This window comes from Petrocella sp. FN5 (assembly GCF_029210395.1).
Taxonomy (GTDB): domain Bacteria; phylum Bacillota; class Clostridia; order Lachnospirales; family Vallitaleaceae; genus Petrocella.
The window spans coordinates 15,719-38,337 of sequence record NZ_JARGDP010000017.1 but is presented as its reverse complement, the minus strand read 5'-3'; the positions used below and the strand labels follow the sequence as shown (position 1 = coordinate 38,337).

22 protein-coding genes and 1 pseudogene are annotated in these 22,619 nt (G+C 39.3%); all 23 read right to left on the bottom strand.

Annotated features, from left to right (window positions below):
* Positions 1-8: 8 nt before the first annotated feature.
* The 23 genes and pseudogenes from P0N36_RS06535 to P0N36_RS06430 all read right to left on the bottom strand — a co-directional run bounded on the left by P0N36_RS06535 (position 9) and on the right by P0N36_RS06430 (position 22,560).
* Positions 9-4,871: a hypothetical protein gene (locus P0N36_RS06535; protein ID WP_275842041.1), complete on the bottom strand. Its 4,863-nt coding sequence runs from the start codon at positions 4,869-4,871 to the stop codon at positions 9-11.
* A gap of 177 nt (positions 4,872-5,048) precedes the next feature.
* Entirely contained in the window at positions 5,049-5,483 is a 435-nt protein-coding gene (gene atpC / locus P0N36_RS06530) for an ATP synthase F1 subunit epsilon (protein ID WP_275842040.1), read from the bottom strand.
* A gap of 11 nt (positions 5,484-5,494) precedes the next feature.
* A complete protein-coding gene (gene atpD / locus P0N36_RS06525; RefSeq protein WP_275842039.1) occupies positions 5,495-6,880 on the bottom strand; it encodes a F0F1 ATP synthase subunit beta in 1,386 nt (461 codons plus the stop codon).
* 16 nt (positions 6,881-6,896) lie between these two features.
* Positions 6,897-7,763 carry an ATP synthase F1 subunit gamma gene (gene atpG / locus P0N36_RS06520; RefSeq protein WP_275842038.1) on the bottom strand — a complete coding sequence of 289 codons (867 nt, stop codon included), beginning with the start codon at positions 7,761-7,763 and terminating at the stop codon, positions 6,897-6,899.
* A 7-nt stretch (positions 7,764-7,770) separates the two neighbouring features.
* On the bottom strand, positions 7,771-9,294 hold the full coding sequence (atpA, locus tag P0N36_RS06515; RefSeq protein WP_275842037.1) for a F0F1 ATP synthase subunit alpha: 1,524 nt from the start codon (positions 9,292-9,294) through the stop codon (positions 7,771-7,773).
* Positions 9,295-9,314: 20 nt separating this feature from the next.
* Positions 9,315-9,863: an ATP synthase F1 subunit delta gene (gene atpH, locus P0N36_RS06510; RefSeq protein ID WP_275842036.1), complete on the bottom strand. Its 549-nt coding sequence runs from the start codon at positions 9,861-9,863 to the stop codon at positions 9,315-9,317.
* Positions 9,851-10,432, bottom strand: a complete 582-nt coding sequence (atpF, locus tag P0N36_RS06505) for a F0F1 ATP synthase subunit B (protein WP_275842035.1) — start codon at positions 10,430-10,432, stop codon at positions 9,851-9,853. The genes atpH and atpF overlap by 13 nt, the downstream gene beginning before the upstream one ends.
* 43 nt (positions 10,433-10,475) lie before the next feature.
* Entirely contained in the window at positions 10,476-10,766 is a 291-nt protein-coding gene (atpE, locus tag P0N36_RS06500) for an ATP synthase F0 subunit C (protein WP_125137112.1), read from the bottom strand.
* A gap of 70 nt (positions 10,767-10,836) precedes the next feature.
* Positions 10,837-11,094, bottom strand: coding sequence for an ATP synthase F0 subunit C (gene atpE, locus P0N36_RS15665; protein WP_334305350.1), 258 nt, complete (start codon positions 11,092-11,094; stop codon positions 10,837-10,839).
* A pseudogene (locus P0N36_RS15660) lies at positions 11,083-11,358 on the bottom strand (ATP synthase Fo subunit C); the annotation flags it as partial. The gene atpE (P0N36_RS15665) and the pseudogene P0N36_RS15660, both read right to left, overlap by 12 nt.
* A gap of 50 nt (positions 11,359-11,408) precedes the next feature.
* Positions 11,409-12,140 (bottom strand): F0F1 ATP synthase subunit A, encoded by a 732-nt coding sequence (gene atpB, locus P0N36_RS06490; protein WP_275842033.1) that lies wholly within the window; start codon positions 12,138-12,140, stop codon positions 11,409-11,411.
* A 43-nt stretch (positions 12,141-12,183) separates the two neighbouring features.
* Positions 12,184-12,612, bottom strand: a complete 429-nt coding sequence (locus tag P0N36_RS06485) for an ATP synthase subunit I (protein WP_275842032.1) — start codon at positions 12,610-12,612, stop codon at positions 12,184-12,186.
* Complete coding sequence (locus P0N36_RS06480; protein WP_275842031.1) at positions 12,599-12,838, bottom strand: AtpZ/AtpI family protein; 240 nt, start codon at positions 12,836-12,838, stop codon at positions 12,599-12,601. Before P0N36_RS06480 ends, P0N36_RS06485 begins: the two co-directional genes overlap by 14 nt.
* A 128-nt stretch (positions 12,839-12,966) precedes the next feature.
* On the bottom strand, positions 12,967-14,076 hold the full coding sequence (gene wecB, locus P0N36_RS06475) for a non-hydrolyzing UDP-N-acetylglucosamine 2-epimerase (RefSeq protein ID WP_275842030.1): 1,110 nt from the start codon (positions 14,074-14,076) through the stop codon (positions 12,967-12,969).
* Positions 14,077-14,104: 28 nt separating this feature from the next.
* Complete coding sequence (locus P0N36_RS06470) at positions 14,105-15,175, bottom strand: glycosyltransferase family 4 protein (RefSeq protein ID WP_275842029.1); 1,071 nt, start codon at positions 15,173-15,175, stop codon at positions 14,105-14,107.
* A gap of 38 nt (positions 15,176-15,213) precedes the next feature.
* Positions 15,214-15,843: a uracil phosphoribosyltransferase gene (gene upp, locus P0N36_RS06465; protein ID WP_275842028.1), complete on the bottom strand. Its 630-nt coding sequence runs from the start codon at positions 15,841-15,843 to the stop codon at positions 15,214-15,216.
* Between the two features lie 40 nt (positions 15,844-15,883).
* Positions 15,884-16,312: a ribose 5-phosphate isomerase B gene (rpiB, locus tag P0N36_RS06460; RefSeq protein ID WP_275842027.1), complete on the bottom strand. Its 429-nt coding sequence runs from the start codon at positions 16,310-16,312 to the stop codon at positions 15,884-15,886.
* 44 nt (positions 16,313-16,356) lie between these two features.
* Positions 16,357-16,797, bottom strand: a complete 441-nt coding sequence (locus P0N36_RS06455) for a low molecular weight protein arginine phosphatase (RefSeq protein WP_275842026.1) — start codon at positions 16,795-16,797, stop codon at positions 16,357-16,359.
* 19 nt (positions 16,798-16,816) lie between these two features.
* Entirely contained in the window at positions 16,817-17,863 is a 1,047-nt protein-coding gene (locus tag P0N36_RS06450; RefSeq protein ID WP_275842025.1) for an L-threonylcarbamoyladenylate synthase, read from the bottom strand.
* 73 nt (positions 17,864-17,936) lie between these two features.
* Positions 17,937-18,776 carry a CPBP family intramembrane glutamic endopeptidase gene (locus tag P0N36_RS06445; RefSeq protein WP_275842024.1) on the bottom strand — a complete coding sequence of 280 codons (840 nt, stop codon included), beginning with the start codon at positions 18,774-18,776 and terminating at the stop codon, positions 17,937-17,939.
* A 59-nt stretch (positions 18,777-18,835) separates the two neighbouring features.
* Positions 18,836-20,569, bottom strand: a complete 1,734-nt coding sequence (locus P0N36_RS06440) for a glycosyl hydrolase family 18 protein (RefSeq protein ID WP_275842023.1) — start codon at positions 20,567-20,569, stop codon at positions 18,836-18,838.
* 117 nt (positions 20,570-20,686) lie between these two features.
* Positions 20,687-21,259, bottom strand: a complete 573-nt coding sequence (locus P0N36_RS06435) for a DUF5317 domain-containing protein (RefSeq protein WP_275842022.1) — start codon at positions 21,257-21,259, stop codon at positions 20,687-20,689.
* Entirely contained in the window at positions 21,256-22,560 is a 1,305-nt protein-coding gene (locus P0N36_RS06430) for an HD-GYP domain-containing protein (RefSeq protein WP_275842021.1), read from the bottom strand. Before P0N36_RS06430 ends, P0N36_RS06435 begins: the two co-directional genes overlap by 4 nt.
* Between the last annotated feature and the right edge of the window lie 59 nt (positions 22,561-22,619).

Below are 22,619 nucleotides of genomic sequence, written 5' to 3'. Positions count from 1 at the left end.
ACCTCCCATCAATTCAAGCCCTTATGTAGTGTAATCAATAGTTGCATGGCTTCTTTCATCGTAATGTTTTGACTTGGACTTATTCTACCACCCTCAGGCTTAATAATGCCTAAGTTAGCACCAATAATGAGTTTTTGTCTAAGTGCTGCATCTGCCTCTCCAATATCCGATATAATATTGTAATTGGTGATAACAACTCGGTTTAAATTAATCTTATGTCGATAGGCATAGGTGTCTATATACAAGCCTAAGGCTTGGTCCTTCCTTAATGTTTGATAGCTGTTTAATGTTGTTGCGTTAATACCTCTGTTTCTCAAATAATCCGCCGTATCCTGACCTTCAGGCGCACCTATGAGTCTTGCTAGAGCTGATACCCACTGGTATTTCTGAATTGCTTTCGTTGGACTTTGAAAATCATTGGCCGTAAAAATACTGGATAGATTATAATAATTGATGACATCAATACCATCTTGTGCATAAAGCTGTACCAAATCCACAGATGTGTTAGAAGATGGTAAGAGAATATAAGGATTCAGCTTTAGGGCATCTACATAGTGTCTATTATTAAAATATGTGCTGTTTACTTTTTTCCATACGTTGTTTTCTCTGGTGTAGATTTCATTATTGGCCGGACTTTTTATGGGTGCTAAGGCAATATATATGGCTTTACTTGGTTGGCTGATGGTTGTCACATTCGAACTGATGTTATTAAAATATAGATTGGATGCCTGACTTATATAAGCCTGCTCCACCTTCTTAACCCTTTGATCGACTATTCCAATGAGTTGGGTATCATTGATGCCTTTTTTTAGTTCGTTTTCAATATCCACAATCAATCCTGCCCTATTACTGGCAATAACACTGTCTAAGGTGCTGACCATAAGCCGATCAATCTCTTCTTCTAATTGAAAACTACCTACCAAAGCCAGCTCAACTTGTACCACTTCACTGGAAGGGGTAATGTTGTTGATCTTTCCGGTAAAAGTATCTGTATGAATCTTTATTCTTAAGTAGTAATCTTTATAAGTGCTATTATAGCGCTTAATCTCTTCTACCATCTCACCTACTTCTTTGCTGATGTTGACACCTAGGGTTCTGGGTCTTATACCAACCACTTGATTTTTACTTTGGATTTTTATGGTTACGTTGTGTCCGTTTATTGCCTCAAGGGAGTTGGACGGTACATAATAAGTATTGGTGGCTTTGTTATCGGAATACAGAGTAAGCTCACCATTTATAGTTCTTTTTATGATACCTTCTCCATAATTCTCACGGTATTTTACCGCTGTTTCTCTACTGGTATCGGTTATCTTAAAGTAAATAAGTTGTTTTAAAGCTTCCGCTTTTCTTAAGTAGTAATCAATATATTCATAGTATTTATTTTCCTTATCGTAACTCTCTTGATCAAATTCTGTTCTTGATACAACGGTTTCGGAATAGGGTGATTTCGGATATACTCTGGATCCGTCCGGTAATATTTCTTCCGGTTTTGTCCGATCCTCAATTCTAACCTTGATGTTATAAGTCTTACCCGGCTTTAAATCTGTAATCCTATAATGCAATCTTTTATAGCCTACAGGACCACCTGTTGTATCTCCAAGAAGTACGGCCGGATACTTTGTGATAGTATAATCCAAATCATCTTCCCCTTTTACAAAGACTTCAATACGATAGTCTGAACCAATCTGATTCATCTCGGGTATAGGTGCGTCAAAACGAATGATTAACGCTGTCTTAGATTCATAAGTATAACCAGATTCATAGTCAACGATTAGATTGATAGGCCCTTTTACAGGTGCTGTGGTTAAGGTTCCTGGAACCCAAGGTGATGTGTTCGTGACAAACTCACCTTCCATTTTTGTTGATCGTACATAGTAGTAATTGACTTTGTTAGGCGCGTTCGCATCATCAATCAAATAGAAGCGATTGTTTTCAATAACAAGTAAAGCCAGGTCCTTATCTTCCCATAAACCTGTCTGTCTGTTGTATTTTTTCAAATAGGTTATGCCTTCATGTTTGTAGATGCGCCATCCTTCAACAACGTCACTACTTAACTCTGAGCCATCTAATATATCTGTAATGCCTATTGTTTTGGCTGATAGATTCTCAGGAAGTGCCCTGTCTTCAATGGCTAAAACTTCAAAACCGTTTAGATCATCCTCAAATGCCATGGCTGCTGGTAAGAACCATGTTAAGCCTGCATTTAATAAACCTTCATCGGCATAATCAACTGTAAAGCCTTCAGGCGCTAATGGGAAAATCTCTTCATCTCCCGGTGGTATAGGGGTCTGAGGTACTGTAGCACTTAGTACACTGGATGGGTCCGATTCTCTTATCTCATCGTCGGTAATCTCAAGCTGTGTTACAATCCGAATGTAATAAGTTTTATTGGCATCTAGGCCCTGAACATCTACGCTTAAGTTGGTATTGGTGCCATTGGGTGTTGAACGTACAAAGTAAACCACTTCACCGTCTCTTAGTTCATTGATGGCGTCGTCACCAATAAGCATTAATCCTTCATTGGTTATGTCCAGCAGTTCATATTCCGAGTCATCTTCGTTTAATGGTAAAACTTGATCCAATGCTTCTGAGATATAGATTTTGTAATTAATACTTTCTATGGCTTTGTTAATGGGTTCTAGCATGTTCCTTTCATAGTTAGCTACATCCACTGTATGCCATTTTAAAGTGACACCTGTTGAACGATCTTGGACATTGCCATATAATGGGTCATATGTCAATGTGTCTACAATTGGAATATCATAAGTAACCATACTTAGTGAAAGACTGGCCGGTATGGACATCTGGGATTCAGATACAACACCGTCTTTTACTGTGATGGCTTTGATTCTTAAGTAATTGACCCCCGGAAATTCAAAATCATAGGGTGTTTGGGAATCTGATACTACATAGGGTTCTACTGCTTCTTCATCAATAACCGTATCTAGAGTGTTAATCCAAGCACCATTCTCATAAAGAACAATCTTATTTAACCTAAGGCGTTCATCGGTTTTATTATACCCAAATGCATAGTTGAGTTGTTCAGATGGTGTTGGTAGCGTTCCAGGTACATCACTGGATTGTCTAAGCTTATAAACATTATCCTCTTTATAGACTTCAAATACTTTGATGACTTGATAAGGGTTGCTCGCGTTATTTGTAGGCACTTCATTAATTGACAATTCATAAAAAAGTGACCCACCATCTTTGAATATGTCATCCAGTTCCTTGACTGTCTTATTGGTTGGGGCATCCCATACCAAGTCCATCTCGACTTTGGTTGGGTTATCTGTCTCATCCAGCGGAGGTACTACGATGACATTCTCTATGGTTCGAATGGCCGGTGTGGTTGGAGGTACGTTCTGATCATCAATTGCCTTATAATTTAGCACTTGGGATCGAATCTGAACCCCAGCAAAATTCACAAATACCTGATAGGCATCTTGTGATGATGTGCTTTGAAATGGTACAGGGATAAAAATCTCATCATTGTCCCCAGTCGTAGAATGATAATTCTTGAGCCACAGATCACCGTTTGGATCCAGTTCGGGTTTAACAACTTTACTATAGAGGATAATATATTCCACATCCCCCTGACTACCTATATCGTATGGTACAATGTCCAGATAGGCTTCTTTTGCGTTAGCCCGCTTAAGTTCATATGCCATATAGGTATACCCGAAACCATTCACAGGTCTATAACCGGTAAAGCCATAATCTTCAAAACCGATTGCATCCAGATCCACTTGAAAACCAATATTGACATTATAAATACGACTGGCTTCAAGTTCTGACCATTGAATGGTTTTGCCATCATCAAATAGGTCCGAGTTGTCCTTAACCAGTCTTACTTTGTACTCGTGGGTGTCTGAGTCATAGTCATAACCGACATCTACATTAGCGTCAGCATCATCTACATCCAGTGCATAAACCAGGTTGCTGTCGTCCAAATCTCCAAAGTCTTTGAGTCTAAAATTAAAGTCCAGATAGGAATCGGAGCCGATATCATCCAGTTCAATGATAGCGCTTATGTCACTTAAATTGGTTAATTCATAATCATAGGTCCATGTATCATTATCCAGTTCCTTGGGTTGTTTGAACTTGATATCTAGTCCAGGCCTGTTCCCTGGTTTATTGCCTGTATCTGTGGGTTGTGCTATGGGCTTAATCTCTATGTTGGCTGTCCCTGCTTCATTTTCTCTTAGATGGGTCGGCGTGACAGTAAAGCCCTCTAGACCTTTGAGAACCTTAATGTTCTCAGTCGTTCCGTTTGGCTTTGCATAACTTACGGGCATAATAAAGCCCTTGTTATAGTTTCTTATGAGTACAAAGGCTTTTCCTAATTGAAAATCCCACTTGATATAGACTCTTTTGTTATCCACCTCAAAGGCAACACCAGGGTATTGTGAGCTAGCAGATCTTGGGATGCTAAATTCTAAGCCGCCTGAGGGGCCAACCAGTTTGGCGCCATCAAAGCGCCAATCCGGCACTGTAAGATTATAATCCATTTGCAAATAAGAATTAGAGACTAGATCTTGGGTGACATTGGTCGCGCCTAAATCTTCTCTAACAAAATACTTCACATCCACTTTTTCATAGGCTTGTTGAAACCGGATTTCTGTTTGACGGCCGTCTTCTAGATGGTAAAATAAGGCATAATTGCCTGTGACAGATAAGTCCAACTCCAATAAAATCTCATTGTCACCGGTCTTATTATTAATAATGGTGAAGTTGGTGTCCATTGTATCTAGTTTTCTCCATATCAAAGTACCATCAGCCGCTTCTAGCTCCATGGGTACGATCCCAAGTATGGCCACTAATGTTATGATTAAGATGCCTATGATGATGCGCTTATATTTTAACGTTTTCATATGAAGCTCCACCTTTTCTATATTCAGTCATCAAATTATGTTTAGAAAGACTCTTATGTATATCGGCAAAGGATGCTCATATGATTACCGAAATCAGATAAAAGGTATATTACAAATTAATAACAAGAGGCTACCCAGTAGGACAGCCTCTTGTTGTTTTTAATTAGTATTATATTCTTATTTGTCCTGCCTTGCTTGTGCTATTTCAATCCTAGCCAAAGCTCTAAGGAGTGATGCTTGTGCTTGAACAACGCCTTCTTCTTTATGTTTTTCATCATGATGGGTCATTTCTTCAAGCTTCTTCTCGGCGCGCTGTCTAGCAGATAAGGCCCTGTCCATATCAATCTCATCTGCCCATTCAGCTGCATCGGTCAGTATGGTCACCTTTTCTTCGCCAATTTCTGCGAAACCATTATGCAATACCGCTTCAAATGTGTCTTTATCATTTTTAAACACAGCTTTACCACTGGTTAGTGTTGTTATCAAAGGAATATGGTCATATAGTACACCTATGAAACCTTCTGTTGTCTTAAAAGACAAAGCATCCACTTCTGCGGTAAAAAACTCACGATCCGGTGTTACAATATGTAATTCGATTTTGTTTGTCGCCATAAAATCACCTACTATACACGACTAAGGACATCGTCAATATTTCCTGCCATTAGAAATGCACTTTCCGGTATGCTATCATGTTTTCCTTCAAGTATTTCACTAAAACCACGAATGGTTTCGCTTAAAGGTACATATCGACCTTCAAGACCTGTGAATGTCTCAGCTACGAAGAATGGCTGTGACAAGAATCTTTGAATCTTTCTTGCACGCATAACTAAAGTCTTATCTTCTTCTGATAATTCATCCATACCTAAAATGGCTATGATATCTTGTAACTCATTGTTTCTTTGTAATATCTCTTGTACGCCACGGGCTACACTATAATGCTCTTCCCCAATAATCATAGGGTCAAGTATTCTAGAGGTTGAGTCCAATGGGTCAACAGCGGGGTATATACCAAGTTCGACAATAGATCTAGATAGAACTGTCGTTGCATCTAGATGGGCAAATGTCGTTGCCGGTGCTGGGTCTGTTAAGTCATCGGCCGGAACGTATACCGCTTGTACAGAAGTAATGGAGCCTTTTCTTGTTGATGTGATACGTTCTTGGAGCATACCCATCTCTGTTGCTAGCGTTGGTTGATAACCAACCGCACTTGGCACACGTCCAAGTAAGGCGGATACTTCAGATCCAGCTTGGGTAAAACGGAAAATATTATCAACAAATAGAAGAACGTCTCGACCACCTTCATCTCTAAAGTACTCTGCCATCGTCAAGCCTGTAAGACCAACACGCATACGTGCCCCTGGCGGTTCATTCATTTGTCCGAACACCATAGTGGTTTTATCAAGTACCCCTGATTCTGCCATCTCATGGTATAAGTCATTTCCTTCTCTGGTACGCTCTCCAACACCTGTGAAAACGGAGTAGCCACCATGTTCTGTTGCAATATTTCTAATCAACTCTTGAATAAGTACAGTCTTACCTACCCCTGCACCACCAAAGAGACCGATTTTTCCACCTTTTTGGTAGGGACATAATAAGTCAACAACTTTTATACCTGTTTCAAGAATCTCTGATTCTGTAGATTGTTCCTCAAACTTTGGTGGTTCACGGTGTATAGACCACTTATCTTTTGTAACAGGTGCTGGCTTACTGTCGATTACTGCCCCTGTTACATTGAACATTCTGCCAAGTGTTTCCTCACCTACAGGCACCCTTATTGGGCTTCCTGTATCGACGGCTTCCATACCTCTTATCAATCCGTCTGTTGCACCCATTGAAATACATTTGACGATATCGTCTCCAAGGTGACCCGCTACTTCAACAATCAAAGGTATATCGTTTTTTCTCTCGATTGTAATGGCATTGTATAATTGAGGTAATTCACTTGTTTCGAATTTAATGTCTAATACCGCACCAATAATTTGAGTGATTTTTCCAACGTTTTTTGACATTTTTCTATTCACTCCTTTACTTTAGTGCTTCTGCACCGCCAACAATCTCAGATAACTCTTGGGTTATAGATGCTTGACGGGCTCTGTTGTATTGAAGGGTTAACTTGTCAATCATATCCGATGCATTGCTCGTTGCAGAGTCCATGGCTGTCATACGTGCACCATGTTCGCTTGCAATGGATTCTTTTAAGGCACCGAATATAATGCTATTGACATACTGTGGAATAATGCTATCTAGCACTTCTTCTACACTTGGCTCATAGTTGATACCGGATTCCAAATGTTCTTCGTCCGGTTTTTCTTCTGCAAAATCATCAAGGTCAAGAGGCAAAAGCTTAATGAGTTTTGCTTCTTGATTCAAAGTAGACTCAAAGGACGTATAAGCGATATAAACATGATCAATCTCACCACTTACGTAACGTTTGAGAACCTCTGTACCGATCTTTGCTGCATCACCATACTCGGGCATATCTACCATTTCATTATAACTTTCAATGATGTTAAAACCTCTTCTTTTTAGAAGGTCTCTTCCTTTACGTCCTACTGCAATTACACTTGCATCTTCGCCTTCTTCGCGATGAGTCGTTACCATTTTACAGACGTTATTGTTGTATCCGCCTGCCAATCCTCTATTGGATGTAACTACGATATAGGTATTATGCTTACCTTCTCGTTCGTCTAGGTACTTGTGGCTGACTTGACCGCTTTGGGCTAAAATTGAAGTGATGGTACCATGCATTTTATGGAAATAAGGTCTGGTCTTGACCGCTTGCACCTTTGCCTTTTGTAGCTTGGCAGTTGCAACCAGCTTCATCGCCTTGGTGATTTGTTGGGTGCTCTGTATGCTATTTTTCCTTCGTTTAATATCACGCATTGATGCCATCGATTAATTACACCTCTTCACTCTTCTTCATGAAGTCTGTTTTGAATTCACCAATCACGTCTTCAAGACGCTTATCAAGCTCATCTGTCAAACCTGAATCTTTAATCAAGTCTGCTAAGATTTCCGGATACATGGTTTCAACAAATTCCATTAGTCCAGTTTCGAATTTATGTATATCGTCAAGCTCGATATCCATTAAGAATTTTCGAGTCGCAGCGTATAGAATCACGATTTGCTCTGCAACTTTTAAAGGCTTGTATTGAGCTTGTTTTAGTACTTCTATAATACGTTCACCTTGTGTTAGACGATCTCTTGTTTCTTTATCAAGGTCTGAGCCAAATTGAGCAAAAGCTGCCAACTCACGGTACTGAGCAAGCTCAACACGAATGGGTCCGGCAATTTTCTTCATGGCTTTGATCTGAGCGGCACCACCAACCCTAGATACGGATAGTCCGGGGTTGATTGCAGGTCTAATCCCTGAATTAAACATCTCTGTCTCAAGGAAAATCTGACCGTCGGTGATGGAAATAACATTTGTAGGGATATAGGCTGAAATGTCGCCTGCTTGTGTTTCAATGATGGGCAGTGCGGTTAAAGATCCACCACCACGCTCATCAGAAAGCTTAGCGGCACGTTCTAACAATCTGGAATGCAAATAGAATACATCTCCAGGATAAGCTTCACGTCCCGGTGGTCTACGAAGCAGTAGTGACATAGCTCTGTAGGCAACTGCGTGTTTGGATAAATCATCATAAATGATAAGGACTTCTTTACCTTCTTCCATCCATTCTTCACCAATCGCACAACCTGCAAAAGGCGCGATAAATTGAAGTGGCGCTGGTTCAGAGGCGTTGGCCGCAACTACGGTCGTATAATCCATTGCGCCATTCTCTTCTAACTTTTTAACCAATTGTGCAACTGTTGAAGCTTTTTGTCCTATGGCTACATAAATACATAATACACCGGAATCTTTTTGATTCATAATTGTATCAATAGCTATCGCTGTCTTACCTGTTTGTCTGTCTCCAATGATGAGCTCTCTTTGTCCACGTCCAATAGGCACCATGGCATCAATCGCCTTAAGACCTGTTTGAAGTGGGGTGTCTACGGACTTACGCTCGATAACACCAGGTGCAACTCTTTCAACTTGTCTAAACTTGTCTGTGCTAATCGGACCTTTACCGTCAATTGGCTGACCAATTGCGTTGACAACACGTCCCATTAATGCATCACCGACTGGTACTTCTACAACCCGTCCTGTGGCTTTTACAATATCACCTTCACCAATACCCTTGTCTGATCCCATTAACACGGCACCAACATTGTCTTGTTCAAGGTTAAGAACCATACCATAAACGTCACCAGGAAACTCAAGTAGCTCTCCTGCCATAGCGTTTTCTAAGCCATGTATACGGGCAATACCATCGGCAACCTGAATTACAGTACCTACATCGGCAACTTCTAATTCGGTTTTGTAGCGTTTAATCTGCTCTTTGATCACTGAGCTGATTTCTTCTGGTTTCAAATTCATACCGAGGTCACACCGCCTTTCTACGAAAAATTAATTTTAGTCTCTAACAGCTTCTTAGACATTGTATGCATATGTCCTTTGATACTGTTATCAATAACCCGATCTCCAATTCGAATGAACAAGCCACCTATAAGGGTTTTGTCAATTCTGTATTCTGGAATGATCTTTTTGTCTGTTGACTTTTCCAATTGATCGATAATCTGCTTTTTCTTCTCACTGCTCAGTTCATCCACAGACTCAATATAAGCCTTCACTTTACCTTGATAGGTGTCTATCATGTCAAGAATTTCTTTCAAGATATCAGAGATGTATTGTTGTCTGTTCTTCTTTAAGATTAGAATCATAAGGCCTAATAGATCTTGGCCAATCTTATCTGTTAATGTGTCTTCAAGTAATTTGATCTTATCTGTCATAGAAACTTTGGGATGACTTAGAAATTCAATCAAACCCTCATCTAAAAAACTTTCTTGAATTAACAGAATATCCTTTTGCAAATCATCTACAGCATCTTTTTCTTCGGCAAGCTGAAAGATTGCTGAACCATAACGTTTTGCTACTAACTCAACCATGAGGATTCTCCAATACTTGCAAGGGTTTCATCTACAAGTTGATTCTTTAACTCATCATTGATGGACGCTGCAACAAATTTGCTTGCCATTACAGTTGCAACACCGATAATCTCACGACGCATCTCGTCTTTGCTCTGCTCTTTCTCACGCTCAATATCAAGGTGAGCTCTTTTTATTAATCGATCTGCCTCATCTTTTGCTTCTTTTATAATCTCATCTTCGCGTTCAATAGCTCTTTTTCTTGCATGTGCAAGTATTTTTTCTGCCTCTTGATGGATGTTTTGTAATTTGCTTTCATAATCCGTCTTAAGGGCTGCCAATGCTTCTGTATCTTCATCTATGCGCTTATATTCATCGGCAATCTCTTCTTTTCTTTTTTGCAAAATATTTCTTACAGGTTTGAAAAGTAGCCTTCCAAGTACATAAAATAATACCAATACAGTAAGTATATGGGCTATGACTTGAATAATGGTTTGTTCCGTAAAAAAGATAACATAAGGCTCTGGAAGTGCATTAAGTTGTGGTAAGGAAGTCGAAAGATTTTGCATTACCATATTTAAACCATTCAATTCACCTTTCCTCCTTTCGTTAAAGGGTAAAAGTTATACCGGATTATTGACTTAATTCCATATATTTCGTAATTAATGGGTTCGCAAACAATAAAATGATGGCAATGATAAGACCATAGATACCGGTTGTCTCCGCTACCGCTGCACCAAGTAACATGGTTCTGATAATATCGGATTGGGCACCCGGTTGACGTCCAACCGCTTCTGCACCTTTACCTGCTGCAAAACCTTGACCGATACCAGGACCTATACCTGCGATCATAGCTAAACCTGCTCCGATTGCTGAACTTGCTAATATTAACGCTTTTCCATCGATTTGATTTACATCTGACATTTTTAAATCCTCCTTATATTCAATAAGTTTATGATTTTTGTTATAAATTGACTTCTTCTATTTACTATTCCTAGAAGAAAATGTTAACGAACAATAAAATTAGTGCAATAATCAGTGCATATATACCTGTTGTCTGAGCAACTGCTTGACCTAACAACATGGCTCTTATGATCTGACTTTGTAACTTAGGACGTTTTCCAACGGCCTCAGAGCCTTTACCTGCTGCATAACCTTGACCGATACCCGGTCCGATACCTGCAATCATGGCAAGTCCTGCTCCAATAGCGCTTGCTGCTAGAACAACCGCTGTTCCTTCTCTGCCAACCAATGGATTGGCAAACAACATGATGATGGCAATAACCAGTGCAAATATCCCTGAAGTCTCAGCTACAGCTGCGCCAAGTAGCATGACGATGGTTGCTTGTCTACCACCTTCCGGATTGTTTCCAACCGCTTCAGCCGCTTTTCCTGCTGCAAAACCTTGACCAATACCAGGACCGATACCTGCGCCCATAGCCAAACCGGCTGCAATTGCCGAACCTGATAAAATCAAAGCAAATCTGTCTGTGTTATTTAGAAAATTAAGAATCATTTCAAAAAGGCCATCCATTTTTTCACCTCACTTTACTGAATGTGACCATTCTAATCCATCGCACTGGCAACAAATGTCATGCTCAGCATAACAAATATGAAAGCCTGTAACACACCTGCAAATATGTCAAAATACGCATGTAAGGCTACAGGAATGCCGATTAGTGCAAACCAGGGTAGATTATAATACAATCCCATGATAATTGTTCCACCTAATATGTTACCAAAAAGACGAAAACTAAGGGATATTGGGTTGGCCAACTCTCCAATAACATTAAGTGGCGTTAAAGGCCACAAGGGTTCGGTTAAGCCTTTTAACCAAGAAAAAGTACCTTTTTCCTTGATGGCAAAACCTTGGACCATGGTGAACGTAATCATGGCCAATGCAAATGTTAGTGCAAAGTCAGCGGTTGGGGGTCTCATGAAATCAATTAATACTTTTGGCTCTCCAGCTGGTGGTGCGCCAATGTTTGGTCCTAAAAACAACCCCGATATATTACATAATAGTATGTAAATAATCATAGAACCGTAGAAGGATCCAAATTTTCTGCCGTGCTTGCCCATAGTCGTTTCGGCAAAGTTATCCAGTGTATCCACTAGAAATTCGACAACATTTTGAACGCCTTCAGGTACTTTTTTGGGGTTTTTAATTGCATTTCTTACAATCAAGGCAATTAAAATTAGGACGCCACAAATGATCCATGAGTTAATCATTGATTCTGTGATCCAGAGCTCAAAGCTGCCGATACGGACTACTTTGGCAACATGAATGCTAAAATCCATCTGTGATCATCTCCTTTTGCTAGACATTTGAGACTACTTAGACTTAAAAGTCAGTTTCTTCATCATCCTCCCACTCTAAGAATTCAATAGAGCCATCAACCGGCACCTTTGGTTCAAGGGCACCTTGCCAATAAGCCGCTAACTTCAAACTTAAAAGTGCTAGAATAACCGCCACACCACTTACATTAGGTATGGCTATACCCACAAAAAGAACGATAAATGTAACCACATAGCGTAACATGTAATGCACACTCATATAACTCTTAGCTGCACTAGGTGGTTTCTTTATTGCTCTTTTCAATGTGATTTCTAATAGTTTAATTTTTAACAAGGTGACCGAGCCACCCAGTAATATCCCTCTTGCATAGGTAGCTATATCGTCTACCAACAGAACGCCTACGCCAAAAGTAATACATAATATGATCAATACTTTCCAGGAAAGAGACCACACAATCGACTTATTTTCTGTCATGCTTAGAACCCTTCTTTCCCGAATCAACTCTACTAAGTACGGTAACGAACAGGTTTCGAAAGGCTGCTAAAACACCAAGGATTAAGAATATAATCAGGAATAATCCATTGGTTCCAAGCTTCCCATCTATCCAGTGTCCTATAAAGATACAAAGAAAGATAGGTATTGCCATTAATAGACCAATCTGACTGACAAGGGCCAAATTCTTTAGATAATCAAATTTCATGACTTCTCACAACCCTTCTACAAGATAGTATTATACCTGTAATTAAGACGAATGTAAATATATATTCACAAGATTCACCAATAATTGTTATGGTTTTCACGATATTTTATCTATTTTGCAAGCTCTATTTACTTGTGATTGGCTTTTAACCATGCTACTATGCGTTCTGATGCATGCCCGTCTCCATATGGATTGGCGGCTTTTGACATTTTATTATAACTGTTTGTATCCTTTAATAATTCTATGGTTGTATTTATAATCTTTGTTTTATCCGTTCCCACAAGCTTAAGCGTGCCCGCTTCTACACCTTCCGGTCTCTCTGTTACATCTCTAAGAACAAGTACCGGTTTGCCTAAGGAAGGTACTTCTTCTTGTAAACCACCGGAATCTGTTAATACCAGATAGGATCTTGCTAGCAGGTTGTGCATGTCTTTTAACTCGAGTGGCGGTAAAAGATGGATGCGATTATGATGACCTAATATACGATTGGCCACATCCATAACCTTCGGATTAAGATGCACCGCATAGACCACTTCAACATCCGGTCTAAGGTTAACAACCTCTAAAACGGCTTCACATATGTTTTCTAAGGGTTGCCCTAGATTTTCTCGTCTATGGGCCGTCATGACGATTATTTTTTTGTGCTTATAATCAATATGATTTAGTGCATCCACAGTAAAATGATAGGCACCATTGATGGTGGATGATAGGGCATCAATAACTGTATTGCCTGTAACAACGATACGGGCTTCTTCAACATTTTCAAGGATCAGATGTTTTTTAGCCGTTTCGGTTGGTGCAAAGTGATAGTCTGCAATACTACCGGTCAGTTTTCTATTCATTTCTTCAGGAAAAGGTTGATATTTGTCATAGGTTCGAAGTCCTGCTTCCACATGACCTACTGCGATTTGATGGTAGAAGGCTGCTAGTGCACCTGCAAATGTCGTGGTTGTATCACCATGAACAAGCACCACATCCGGTTTGGCTTCTCCCATGATTTTTTCAAGACCTTTGATGGCCCTTGTGGTAATGTCTGTTAATGTCTGATGTTGCTTCATAATATCCAAATCATAGTCCGGTTTTATATCAAACACTTCAAGTACCTGATCTAGCATCTCTCTGTGTTGCGCTGTTACACATACAATACTCTCTATGCCTTCTTCTTTTTCCAAGGCTTTTACAACCGGTCCCATCTTAATGGCTTCCGGTCTTGTACCAAATATGCTCATAACTTTCATGGTTTTCCTCCGATGCTTCTATATGTAATTAATCACTTTTAATCTTTTTATTCTGATAGTTGGTATATAAGATATCCCCTAACCACACAAACATGATAATGCCAATAATCAAAGAGGCCAAGAAAAAATCTTTTAAGGCAAAGAGAATACCCGCTATACCAAAGCAACCACTAACGCCATACATGGTTAAGACCGCTCTTTTATGACTGATACCTTTGTCCACAAGTCTGTGATGCAAATGGCCGCGGTCACCTTTGTATATGGATTGCTTATTAACCAATCGTCGTATAATAGCAAATGATGTGTCAAATATGGGTAATCCCAGAACGATAGCCCCAACAATGACGGTAACCACTGTATAGCTTTTTGTTAAACCTTGAATAGAAATGACGGCCAATGTAAAACCTAAAAAAGTAGATCCGGTATCACCCATAAAAATCTTGGCAGGGTTAAAATTGTGAGGCAAAAATCCTAAGCAGGAGCCTGCAAGTGCGGCTGCCAAAACAACAATAACCGGGGGTCCAAAAATAAAAGATATAATCATAAAGCTCAGTGATGCTATGGATGCCACGCCTGTTGCAAGACCATCCAATCCGTCAAGAAAGTTTACCGCATTGGTTAGTCCGACGATCCATAGTACCGTTAGGACATTGCCTATTGAACCTACTTGTATGACACCGCCATTGGCCCATGGCCATGATAGAATCTCAATACTGGTTCCCGAAAAAACGACAATTAAAGCTGCCAAAATCTGAAAAAATATTCTAAGCTTGGGGCTAAGCTGATAGATATCATCTAAGAAGCCAACAATGGTTATAATGATGCTTCCTATGATGAGTCCGAAAAATTCCATCGAGATAAAACCACCAACTAATGGTGCTATTAAAAGGGATGTAAAAATGAAACCGGTCACAATTGCTGATCCGCCTGCAAGTGGCATCGGCTTATCATGGACACCTAATGCTTTGGGATGATCGATGGCACCGACTTTTATGGCCAACTTTTTACTAAAGGGTGTTACTAACACCGTAATACCAAAGGCCAAAGAGAAGGCTATGATATAGATGATATTGATATTCAAGTTTCTAAGAAATTCCATTATTCCATCATCTCCAAATTTTCCGACTTCTATATAACTTATTTCGTTCCATATAAACGGTCTCCAGCATCTCCAAGTCCAGGAATGATATAACCATGGTCATTTAGCCGCTCATCAAGTGCAGCAATATATATGTCTACATCCGGATGGGCCTCTTGCACTTTTTTTACACCTTCCGGTGCTGCGATTAAGCACATGAAGTGGATACGACTAACGCCTTTGTCTTTAATGAATTGTATGGCCGATACAGCTGATCCACCGGTTGCTAACATAGGGTCAAGTACAAATATATCTCGTTCTGCAGCATCATAAGGTAACTTACAATAATACTCAACTGGATTAAGGGTCTCCGGGTCACGGTACAAGCCAATGTGACCAACTTTTGCTGTCGGAACCAAGGTTAACATACCATCTACCATGCCAAGTCCCGCTCTTAATATCGGCACAATACCAAGGTTCTTGCCTGCTATTTGTTTAACCGTTGCCTCTGCAACAGGCGTCTGAACGATTTCGTCACGTAAAGGAAGGTTTCTTGTCGCCTCATAGCACATAAGCATGGCTATTTCATTAACCAGTTCTCTAAATTCTTTGGAACCCGTTTCTTCTCTTCTTAGGACACCCACTTTGTGTTGAATAAGTGGATGGTCCATTACAAATACATTTGACATTTTTGCCCTCCTATAGGATCATCTTTTGTTTGTTTAGCATCTAATCTTCTATTTTCTCTACACGTCTTCTGTGGCGTTCCTCATTAGAAAAATCCGTGTTAATAAATGTATCCACAATTTTCAAGGCCAGTCCGGGTCCTACAACCCGTCCTCCAAGGCACAAAACATTTGCGCTGTTATGAAGTTTGGTCGCTTCAGCGGAAAAACAATCATGACATAGTGCAGCTCTTATACCCTTATGCCTATTGGCCGCTATGGAAATACCGATACCTGTTCCACATATCAATATACCTTGAGCTTTTTCATGCTCTAATACATACCTGCAAACCTGTTTTGCATAATCCGGGTAATCCACTGCTTCTTCGTCATGGGTCCCAAAATCTATATAGGAAATACCTTTTGAATCAAATGCCTGAATGATTTCCTGCTTGAGGGCGTAACCGCCATGATCGCAACCTATTGCTATCATCTTTTTCCTCCTTGTATATCGTGCTCTTTGACACGACTGCTGTATTATGCTCTTAATTGGTCCATCAGCTTACTGATGGCAGTCTCTAATTGGTCGGCGCACTGATCATATACCTCTTGACCCAAACCATAGGGGTCTTTTACATCACCTGTCATTTGTATATATGGCAACAAGGCATATACTTTATCTTCCAACATCGGATAGTGGTATTTTAAATATGTCTCATGTCTGGTCGTCATCGTCAATATAAGCATATTCTCTGTTACTTCTTTAGGATCAAACCTTTTTGACTTATGGTTCTTAAGCGAAATATGTTTTTTTTCCATGGCTTTTACAGCATTCATATTCGCAGGCTCTTCTAAGTTGACGGAAATACCCCGAGAGCATATAATCGCCTTGTTATTACCCATTATTTTTTTTGCTAAACCTTCTGCTATTGGCGACCTGCAGGTATTACCTGTACAAACAAACATTAAATCTTTCATATTACTCGCATACTCTCCTCTAAACAAAGCGTTGTTCATTATTTGCAGCTTTTAACAATCGATTCATAGTAGCAACACCAATCTCTTTTTCATGAAAGGCTTGAGTAAGTATTTTTTCAATACCTAAATCATCCATTTGTCTTAATACTTTAAAGAGGTTAGAGGCAATTTCATGGGCATCATGTTCTGAACCAATCGTTAAGATTGTTGGACAGTTATAAGCCTCACGGTCTTCATTTGTTGCAATAATTCCGACTTTTTCATGATTACTCAAGCTTTTTTGAACTGAATCATTCATGGCCTCTATGGCTTTTTCTTTGCTGCCGTAATAAATAACCAATCTGCCTTTTGGTGCATAATGCTTATACTTCATTCCCGGTGCTTTTGGTATGTCATCAACCGATAGTCCAAGGTCTCTTGGATCTAGAACCACTGGTCCTACAATCGCTTCTATCATTGCTTTGGTAACCCCACCCGGTCTAAGTATCACAGCTGGCTCCGATGTCAAGTCCAACACGGTTGATTCTAGACCGATATTAGCGTCACCACCATCAACAATCATATCAATACGACCTTTTAAGTCTTCTATAACATGGGCTGCAATGGTAGGGCTTGGTTTTCCTGATATATTGGCGCTAGGCGCAGCAATAGGCAAACCGGTTTGCCTTATAATTTCCCTAGCAAGGGGATGTGCCGGCACTCGAATGGCTACGGTGTCCAAACCGCCTGTAATCTCATACGGTATAACTTGGTTCTTCTTGAAGATCATCGTTAATGGACCGGGCCAAAAAGCTTCCATTAAGGGTCTGGCTATTTCTGGAATCTCCGTTACATATTTTTCAACCTCTTGTGCATGACCAATATGGACTATTAATGGGTTGTCCGAAGGTCTTCCTTTAGCTTCGTATATTTTTCTGACAATGGATGCATCTAAGGCATTCGCACCAATCCCGTAAACCGTTTCAGTAGGAAAAGCAACTAGACCACCAATTTTCAAGGTCATTGCTGCTTCTCTGATTAGGTCAATTTGATTTTCTGGTGTTATATGCAAAATTCTTGTATCCATTGGTCACCGTATTCTATTCATTCGGATTATTGTCCTGTATAATTATAACATACTTTCTGGAAAAATGAATCCATTAAGGCGTTTCTATAGCATTTTGTACTTCCGATTGGTATAAACCAACCCCAAGTAGACTTATTCCTATTAGTATTAAGATTAAAAGCTGTACACTATTGTACTGAAAAAAGTTAATCTTAGCAAGGTAAATGTTCAAAATATTATATAGGGTGTGTAGCCAAATTGCTGATAGAATGGAACCTGTTTTATAAACGAGGATTGCCGCCAACAGCCCTACAGGAAAAACATATATACTTTGAACGAGGTTCATATGACTGAGTGAAAAGACCACACTTGACAATATTATACTTATAAAAGGCCCGAATCCATAAGATAACCTACTTAGCACCACACCTCTAAAGAATAGCTCTTCAAATATAGGTGTCAATATACCTACAATTACCATGAGAAACCACAAATTATAGACCCGAAAAGTTGAAGAACTTAAATATGAAAACTCAATATCTGTTGCCGCACTAATGAATCTAATTAGGCCATTCATCAAAAAAACTAAGCCGATGCCTGTTACCATACTTGCCAAACTATTTTTCATGTTCATCTGTCTAAGCGCAAATATTTGACTTAATTTCTGTTTGGAAAAAACTGCAACGATTAGAAATGAAGATGCAACCACAAGCCAACTTAATAGGGTATATTCCAAGGGATGGTCTCTTACGTATTCTAGCGTTATACTTTCTATATCACCTAGATGTGTATACGCTTCAATATGTAACATTTCCCACCCTTGATGCAAGCCGTAAAAAATAATATAATTGTATGCAAAATACATAATCTCATAGATTAAGTACACGATACCAAGAAGTAATATACATTCCAAAATAGCCCTTAATCGCTTCATACCGACCGCCTATGTTTTCAAGCAACCCGTCCAATACTTTGACTTGTTGCTTGATTTATTTATGGTACTAAATGTTTTCTAAGCACATTCCATATGGCCTCTTTTTCTAAACCTATCTTCCATCCTGCTACACCAACTAATTCATGCTTAGAAAGCAACTTCACTTTCTCTTCAATTGATTTTTCTTCTTCTAGCCACATCTTATAGGTTTTACCGTCTTTTTCATATTCCCCATAGTATTGCTTAATGTCTTCTAGCCATCTGAACTCTACGCCTTCTTCCGTCATAATTCGATAGGCAGTATCCATACCAAAAGCTCTTGAAGATACTTTGACTTCTCCATCTATTACTTCTTCAGTCCATAACCTCGTATAATAAGGTAATCCAAGTACTGTCTTCTCTTTTGGTACTTCTTTTAGTGTATCTGTGATCCCTTTTTCTACGAATCCAATACTGGCAACAGAACCACTATTTGGAGAGGTGGACCAATGCTCATCATAAGCCATAATCATGACATAATCTACAATCTCCCCCACTTCTTTACGGCCATAGTGGGCTGTCCACTGTGAGGGTACGTACATATCTACTGAGACCACCAAGCCTTGGTTTTTAAGATAAGGGGTCAGTTCTTTCATGAACTGGATAAAATAGGGTCCATCTGCTTGTCCGACATTTTCAAAATCTACGTTAATACCATCTAGATTATAGAGCGCGGATAAAGCCAATAGCTCTCGTATTACTTTTTCTCTTTTTTTTGTGCTGCTTAGGACCTCGTGGGTCAACTGACGATCAAATTGATTTGAAAATAGTGCCCAAACTTGTATACCCCTAGCATGGGCTTTGTTTACATAATCTAAGTCTGCAATATTGGTAATGTTCCCTTCTGAGTCTTTTATGTGAAACCATGTTGGAGAAATGACATTTAATCCATGAACGCCTTCTAATACATCATCTAAATAGCGGTTGGCCGTCGTGTTGGTAACCTGATGCCATGCCAGATTCAATGCACCATCAAAAGTCGGTCTTGTGTCATAGTTATAGATTTCCCTAACTAAGGGTTCACCTGCAACTAGTCTTTTTTCACCCACTTCTTCTTTACGGATATACCCGATCAAGCCTTCTTTTGTTCGTACTTCAAGCCATATGCCATCATCCTCAAAAATCTTGACTTCTTCACCACTTGCAGCTTTTTTGACTACTGTACTTTTCTTGTCTTTCCAAGAACGAATAATACCATATTCCTGTGTACTTGGCGTAACCACACCATAGGTCCCACCTAAACTTTTGTCTTCTATAGTCAACGTATCTATGGTTCCATCATAATAGAAATCATGATGTGCAAATTTTTTCATCAATTCTAAGGGCATAAAAGGTATGTCCGGAACTAATTCTCTAATCGGTATCTCCAGAGAAATAGGTTCTTTATTCACAAAGTAGGTTAAGGCATCTGTTTCCATACGTATGACATCATTGATTGATGTATAGGTTAGTATCTTTTCCTCATTATCCCAGTAAAAACCGTCGTTAAAGTGTTCCATTACAAAAGTGATTGGTACATATACCACATCATCTACATATCTAGGATAGTGGTCAAGCTCGATCCTTATATTCTCAATGATGACTAAGGTCTCATCCTCACTTAAACCCTTCATTAGGTTTTCAATTGGTTCCATGGTCATATTGGGTACCATTAAATAAGACTCATCAAAATTTCTTATTACAAATAAGTTGGTTCCAAAACCAACCAAAAGAAACACAAAAATCAAAGATATCATTCTTAAAAGTTTTAACAAGCTATCACTCCTCACTTAAAGCTTATTCTAACATATCTTACACCATACTTTATTACAAAATAATTAAAAAGACCTGACTTTTTTCTGTCGGTCTTTTGATTATAACCCTGTGGTTATTTATATGGATTCATTTCCTGTTATTTTATTGCTTTTACTATGATTGGTTTTTTCTAGCATCATGGCACTTTGTATCAACCAAAATACACCTGCCATGATTAAAAAATCACCGATGCTCATGATCTTTGGCATAGGATAAGGCGGACCAATGAAAATAACATCCGATAACATCTTAAATCTGGTTCCGGACTCGAGTAAAACATGACCTAGATCAAAGTTGGGTGCGTAGGGTGCCGGGAGTGCAACCGGCATCTTACCTTGGTTGGCTGCAATTGGTATGAAATTCAGTATTGAGCCAAGGCCCATTAGATTCAGACCTCGCCATTTCAAGTTAAGGAAAATCGGCACCATGATGATGATGTAGGTAAACAAGTGCAATATATAAAAATGGTCATAGAACAGACGTCCGATGCCACTGCCTTCCTGATTCGCCATTGTAAAGAGTAGTACTTGAAAAATACCACCTACAAAAAACAGGTATATGCCTTTAATCTCTATTAAGCCTAGATGCTTTAGTTTACCTTTTCGAATCCAACCAACTAGGATTGAGAGAACAATGCTTTCAACAATCATACGCTGACCTCACTTAATGGTTCATTATAATAAATATCCGATAGGTCTTCTTGACTCTCTTCAAGAATCACTCTGAACTCATCTACATGTTCTAAGACAATACCCACAAGACTGGCATTAAACTGAGTGCCACGGTAGAGAATTAATTCTTCAACCGCCTCATCTAGTGTCAATGCCTTTCGATAAGGTCGGTCGGTGGTCATAGCATCAAAAGTGTCTGCTATAGATAGTATGGCTGCATCTCTTGGAATGGTTTCCCCGATAAGGCCTTCTGGATAACCTTTGCCATCCGGTCTTTCATGATGGTATTTTACAGCTTCTGAAATCTTTCTAAGGACATCTACGTTACTAAGAATCTGAGCACCCATGGCTGAATGATCCTTGATTTTGGTGTATTCGTCCTCAGATAACTTACCGCTTTTGTTTAGAATCTCATCAGGTATACCTATCTTTCCAATATCATGGAGCTTGGCTGCTTTTTGAAGGTTTTCCATCTCATTTGGTGAATATTTTAAGGCTTTGGCCAATATAGCCGCATACCGCTCCACCCTTGTGGCATGACCACTTGTATAGGCATCTCGCATTAACAAGGCCTCATTTAATGCTTGAATGGTTTCCATGCTCATTTTTTGAGAATCAAAGTATAACTTAAAAGAATATCTTGCCAGTAACAGGGGTATAAAAAACAAAGCAACAATCACCTTACCATAGTTTAATTCTGCAAAAGCCAGCAAGATGCCTAAGGAACCTATTGCCAAAGTGCTAGGTAAAGCACCAAGAAAGCTTTTAATTAATTGAATATTTCTAGGAGATTCATCAAAGCGAAAATACAAAGAAATAAATATGATACTGATTAATTCTGTCAGGCTTAGAAGTACAAGCGCTATGATTGTTATCATATTAAAAGAAGTATTTGGATGAATCAAATAATTATATGTTACACCCATCATGCCAATAAAGATGGTATGACTAGCAATGTTATAAGTCGTAATGCCTAAGCCCATATTGATAACATGCTTACGCTTTCCATCAACCGTTGGTAAACGAAAAATAAAAGCAATTGCCGAAACCAAAATCGCTACTAGAGGGTTAATCGTAATAAGTGTAGCTAAATAAATAGCCATGCCTACAGAAGTAGATGCACCATTTGGCAAAACAATTACAAATGTCTCAGAAACAATCGCCAAGAGACCCCAAAAAATTAAACCCTCATAAGAGAACTCATATTGTCCAAACATATAGAAATATATGAGAAGGGCAAAACCTGATAGTATTAAGATAAAGCCATTTAATTTACTCATTGTTGCCTCCATTATTATTAAAAGCCGACTAAACCAATCATTCTGTCATTTGCTGTACT

What these genes read in the sequence shown, in the direction of transcription:
- P0N36_RS06535 (WP_275842041.1), bottom strand. Translation starts at nt 4,871, where the DNA reads ATGAAAACGTTAAAATATAAGCGCATCATCATAGGCATCTTAATCATA.
- atpC (WP_275842040.1), bottom strand. Translation starts at nt 5,483, where the DNA reads ATGGCGACAAACAAAATCGAATTACATATTGTAACACCGGATCGTGAG.
- atpD (WP_275842039.1), bottom strand. Translation starts at nt 6,880, where the DNA reads ATGTCAAAAAACGTTGGAAAAATCACTCAAATTATTGGTGCGGTATTA.
- atpG (WP_275842038.1), bottom strand. Translation starts at nt 7,763, where the DNA reads ATGGCATCAATGCGTGATATTAAACGAAGGAAAAATAGCATACAGAGC.
- atpA (WP_275842037.1), bottom strand. Translation starts at nt 9,294, where the DNA reads ATGAATTTGAAACCAGAAGAAATCAGCTCAGTGATCAAAGAGCAGATT.
- atpH (WP_275842036.1), bottom strand. Translation starts at nt 9,863, where the DNA reads ATGGTTGAGTTAGTAGCAAAACGTTATGGTTCAGCAATCTTTCAGCTT.
- atpE (WP_125137112.1), bottom strand. Translation starts at nt 10,766, where the DNA reads ATGTCAGATGTAAATCAAATCGATGGAAAAGCGTTAATATTAGCAAGT.
- atpB (WP_275842033.1), bottom strand. Translation starts at nt 12,140, where the DNA reads ATGGATTTTAGCATTCATGTTGCCAAAGTAGTCCGTATCGGCAGCTTT.
- P0N36_RS06485 (WP_275842032.1), bottom strand. Translation starts at nt 12,612, where the DNA reads ATGACAGAAAATAAGTCGATTGTGTGGTCTCTTTCCTGGAAAGTATTG.
- P0N36_RS06480 (WP_275842031.1), bottom strand. Translation starts at nt 12,838, where the DNA reads ATGAAATTTGATTATCTAAAGAATTTGGCCCTTGTCAGTCAGATTGGT.
- wecB (WP_275842030.1), bottom strand. Translation starts at nt 14,076, where the DNA reads ATGAAAGTTATGAGCATATTTGGTACAAGACCGGAAGCCATTAAGATG.
- P0N36_RS06470 (WP_275842029.1), bottom strand. Translation starts at nt 15,175, where the DNA reads ATGGAATTTCTTAGAAACTTGAATATCAATATCATCTATATCATAGCC.
- upp (WP_275842028.1), bottom strand. Translation starts at nt 15,843, where the DNA reads ATGTCAAATGTATTTGTAATGGACCATCCACTTATTCAACACAAAGTG.
- rpiB (WP_275842027.1), bottom strand. Translation starts at nt 16,312, where the DNA reads ATGATAGCAATAGGTTGCGATCATGGCGGTTACGCCCTCAAGCAGGAA.
- P0N36_RS06455 (WP_275842026.1), bottom strand. Translation starts at nt 16,797, where the DNA reads ATGAAAGATTTAATGTTTGTTTGTACAGGTAATACCTGCAGGTCGCCA.
- P0N36_RS06450 (WP_275842025.1), bottom strand. Translation starts at nt 17,863, where the DNA reads ATGGATACAAGAATTTTGCATATAACACCAGAAAATCAAATTGACCTA.
- P0N36_RS06445 (WP_275842024.1), bottom strand. Translation starts at nt 18,776, where the DNA reads ATGAAGCGATTAAGGGCTATTTTGGAATGTATATTACTTCTTGGTATC.
- P0N36_RS06435 (WP_275842022.1), bottom strand. Translation starts at nt 21,259, where the DNA reads ATGATTGTTGAAAGCATTGTTCTCTCAATCCTAGTTGGTTGGATTCGA.
- P0N36_RS06430 (WP_275842021.1), bottom strand. Translation starts at nt 22,560, where the DNA reads ATGAGTAAATTAAATGGCTTTATCTTAATACTATCAGGTTTTGCCCTT.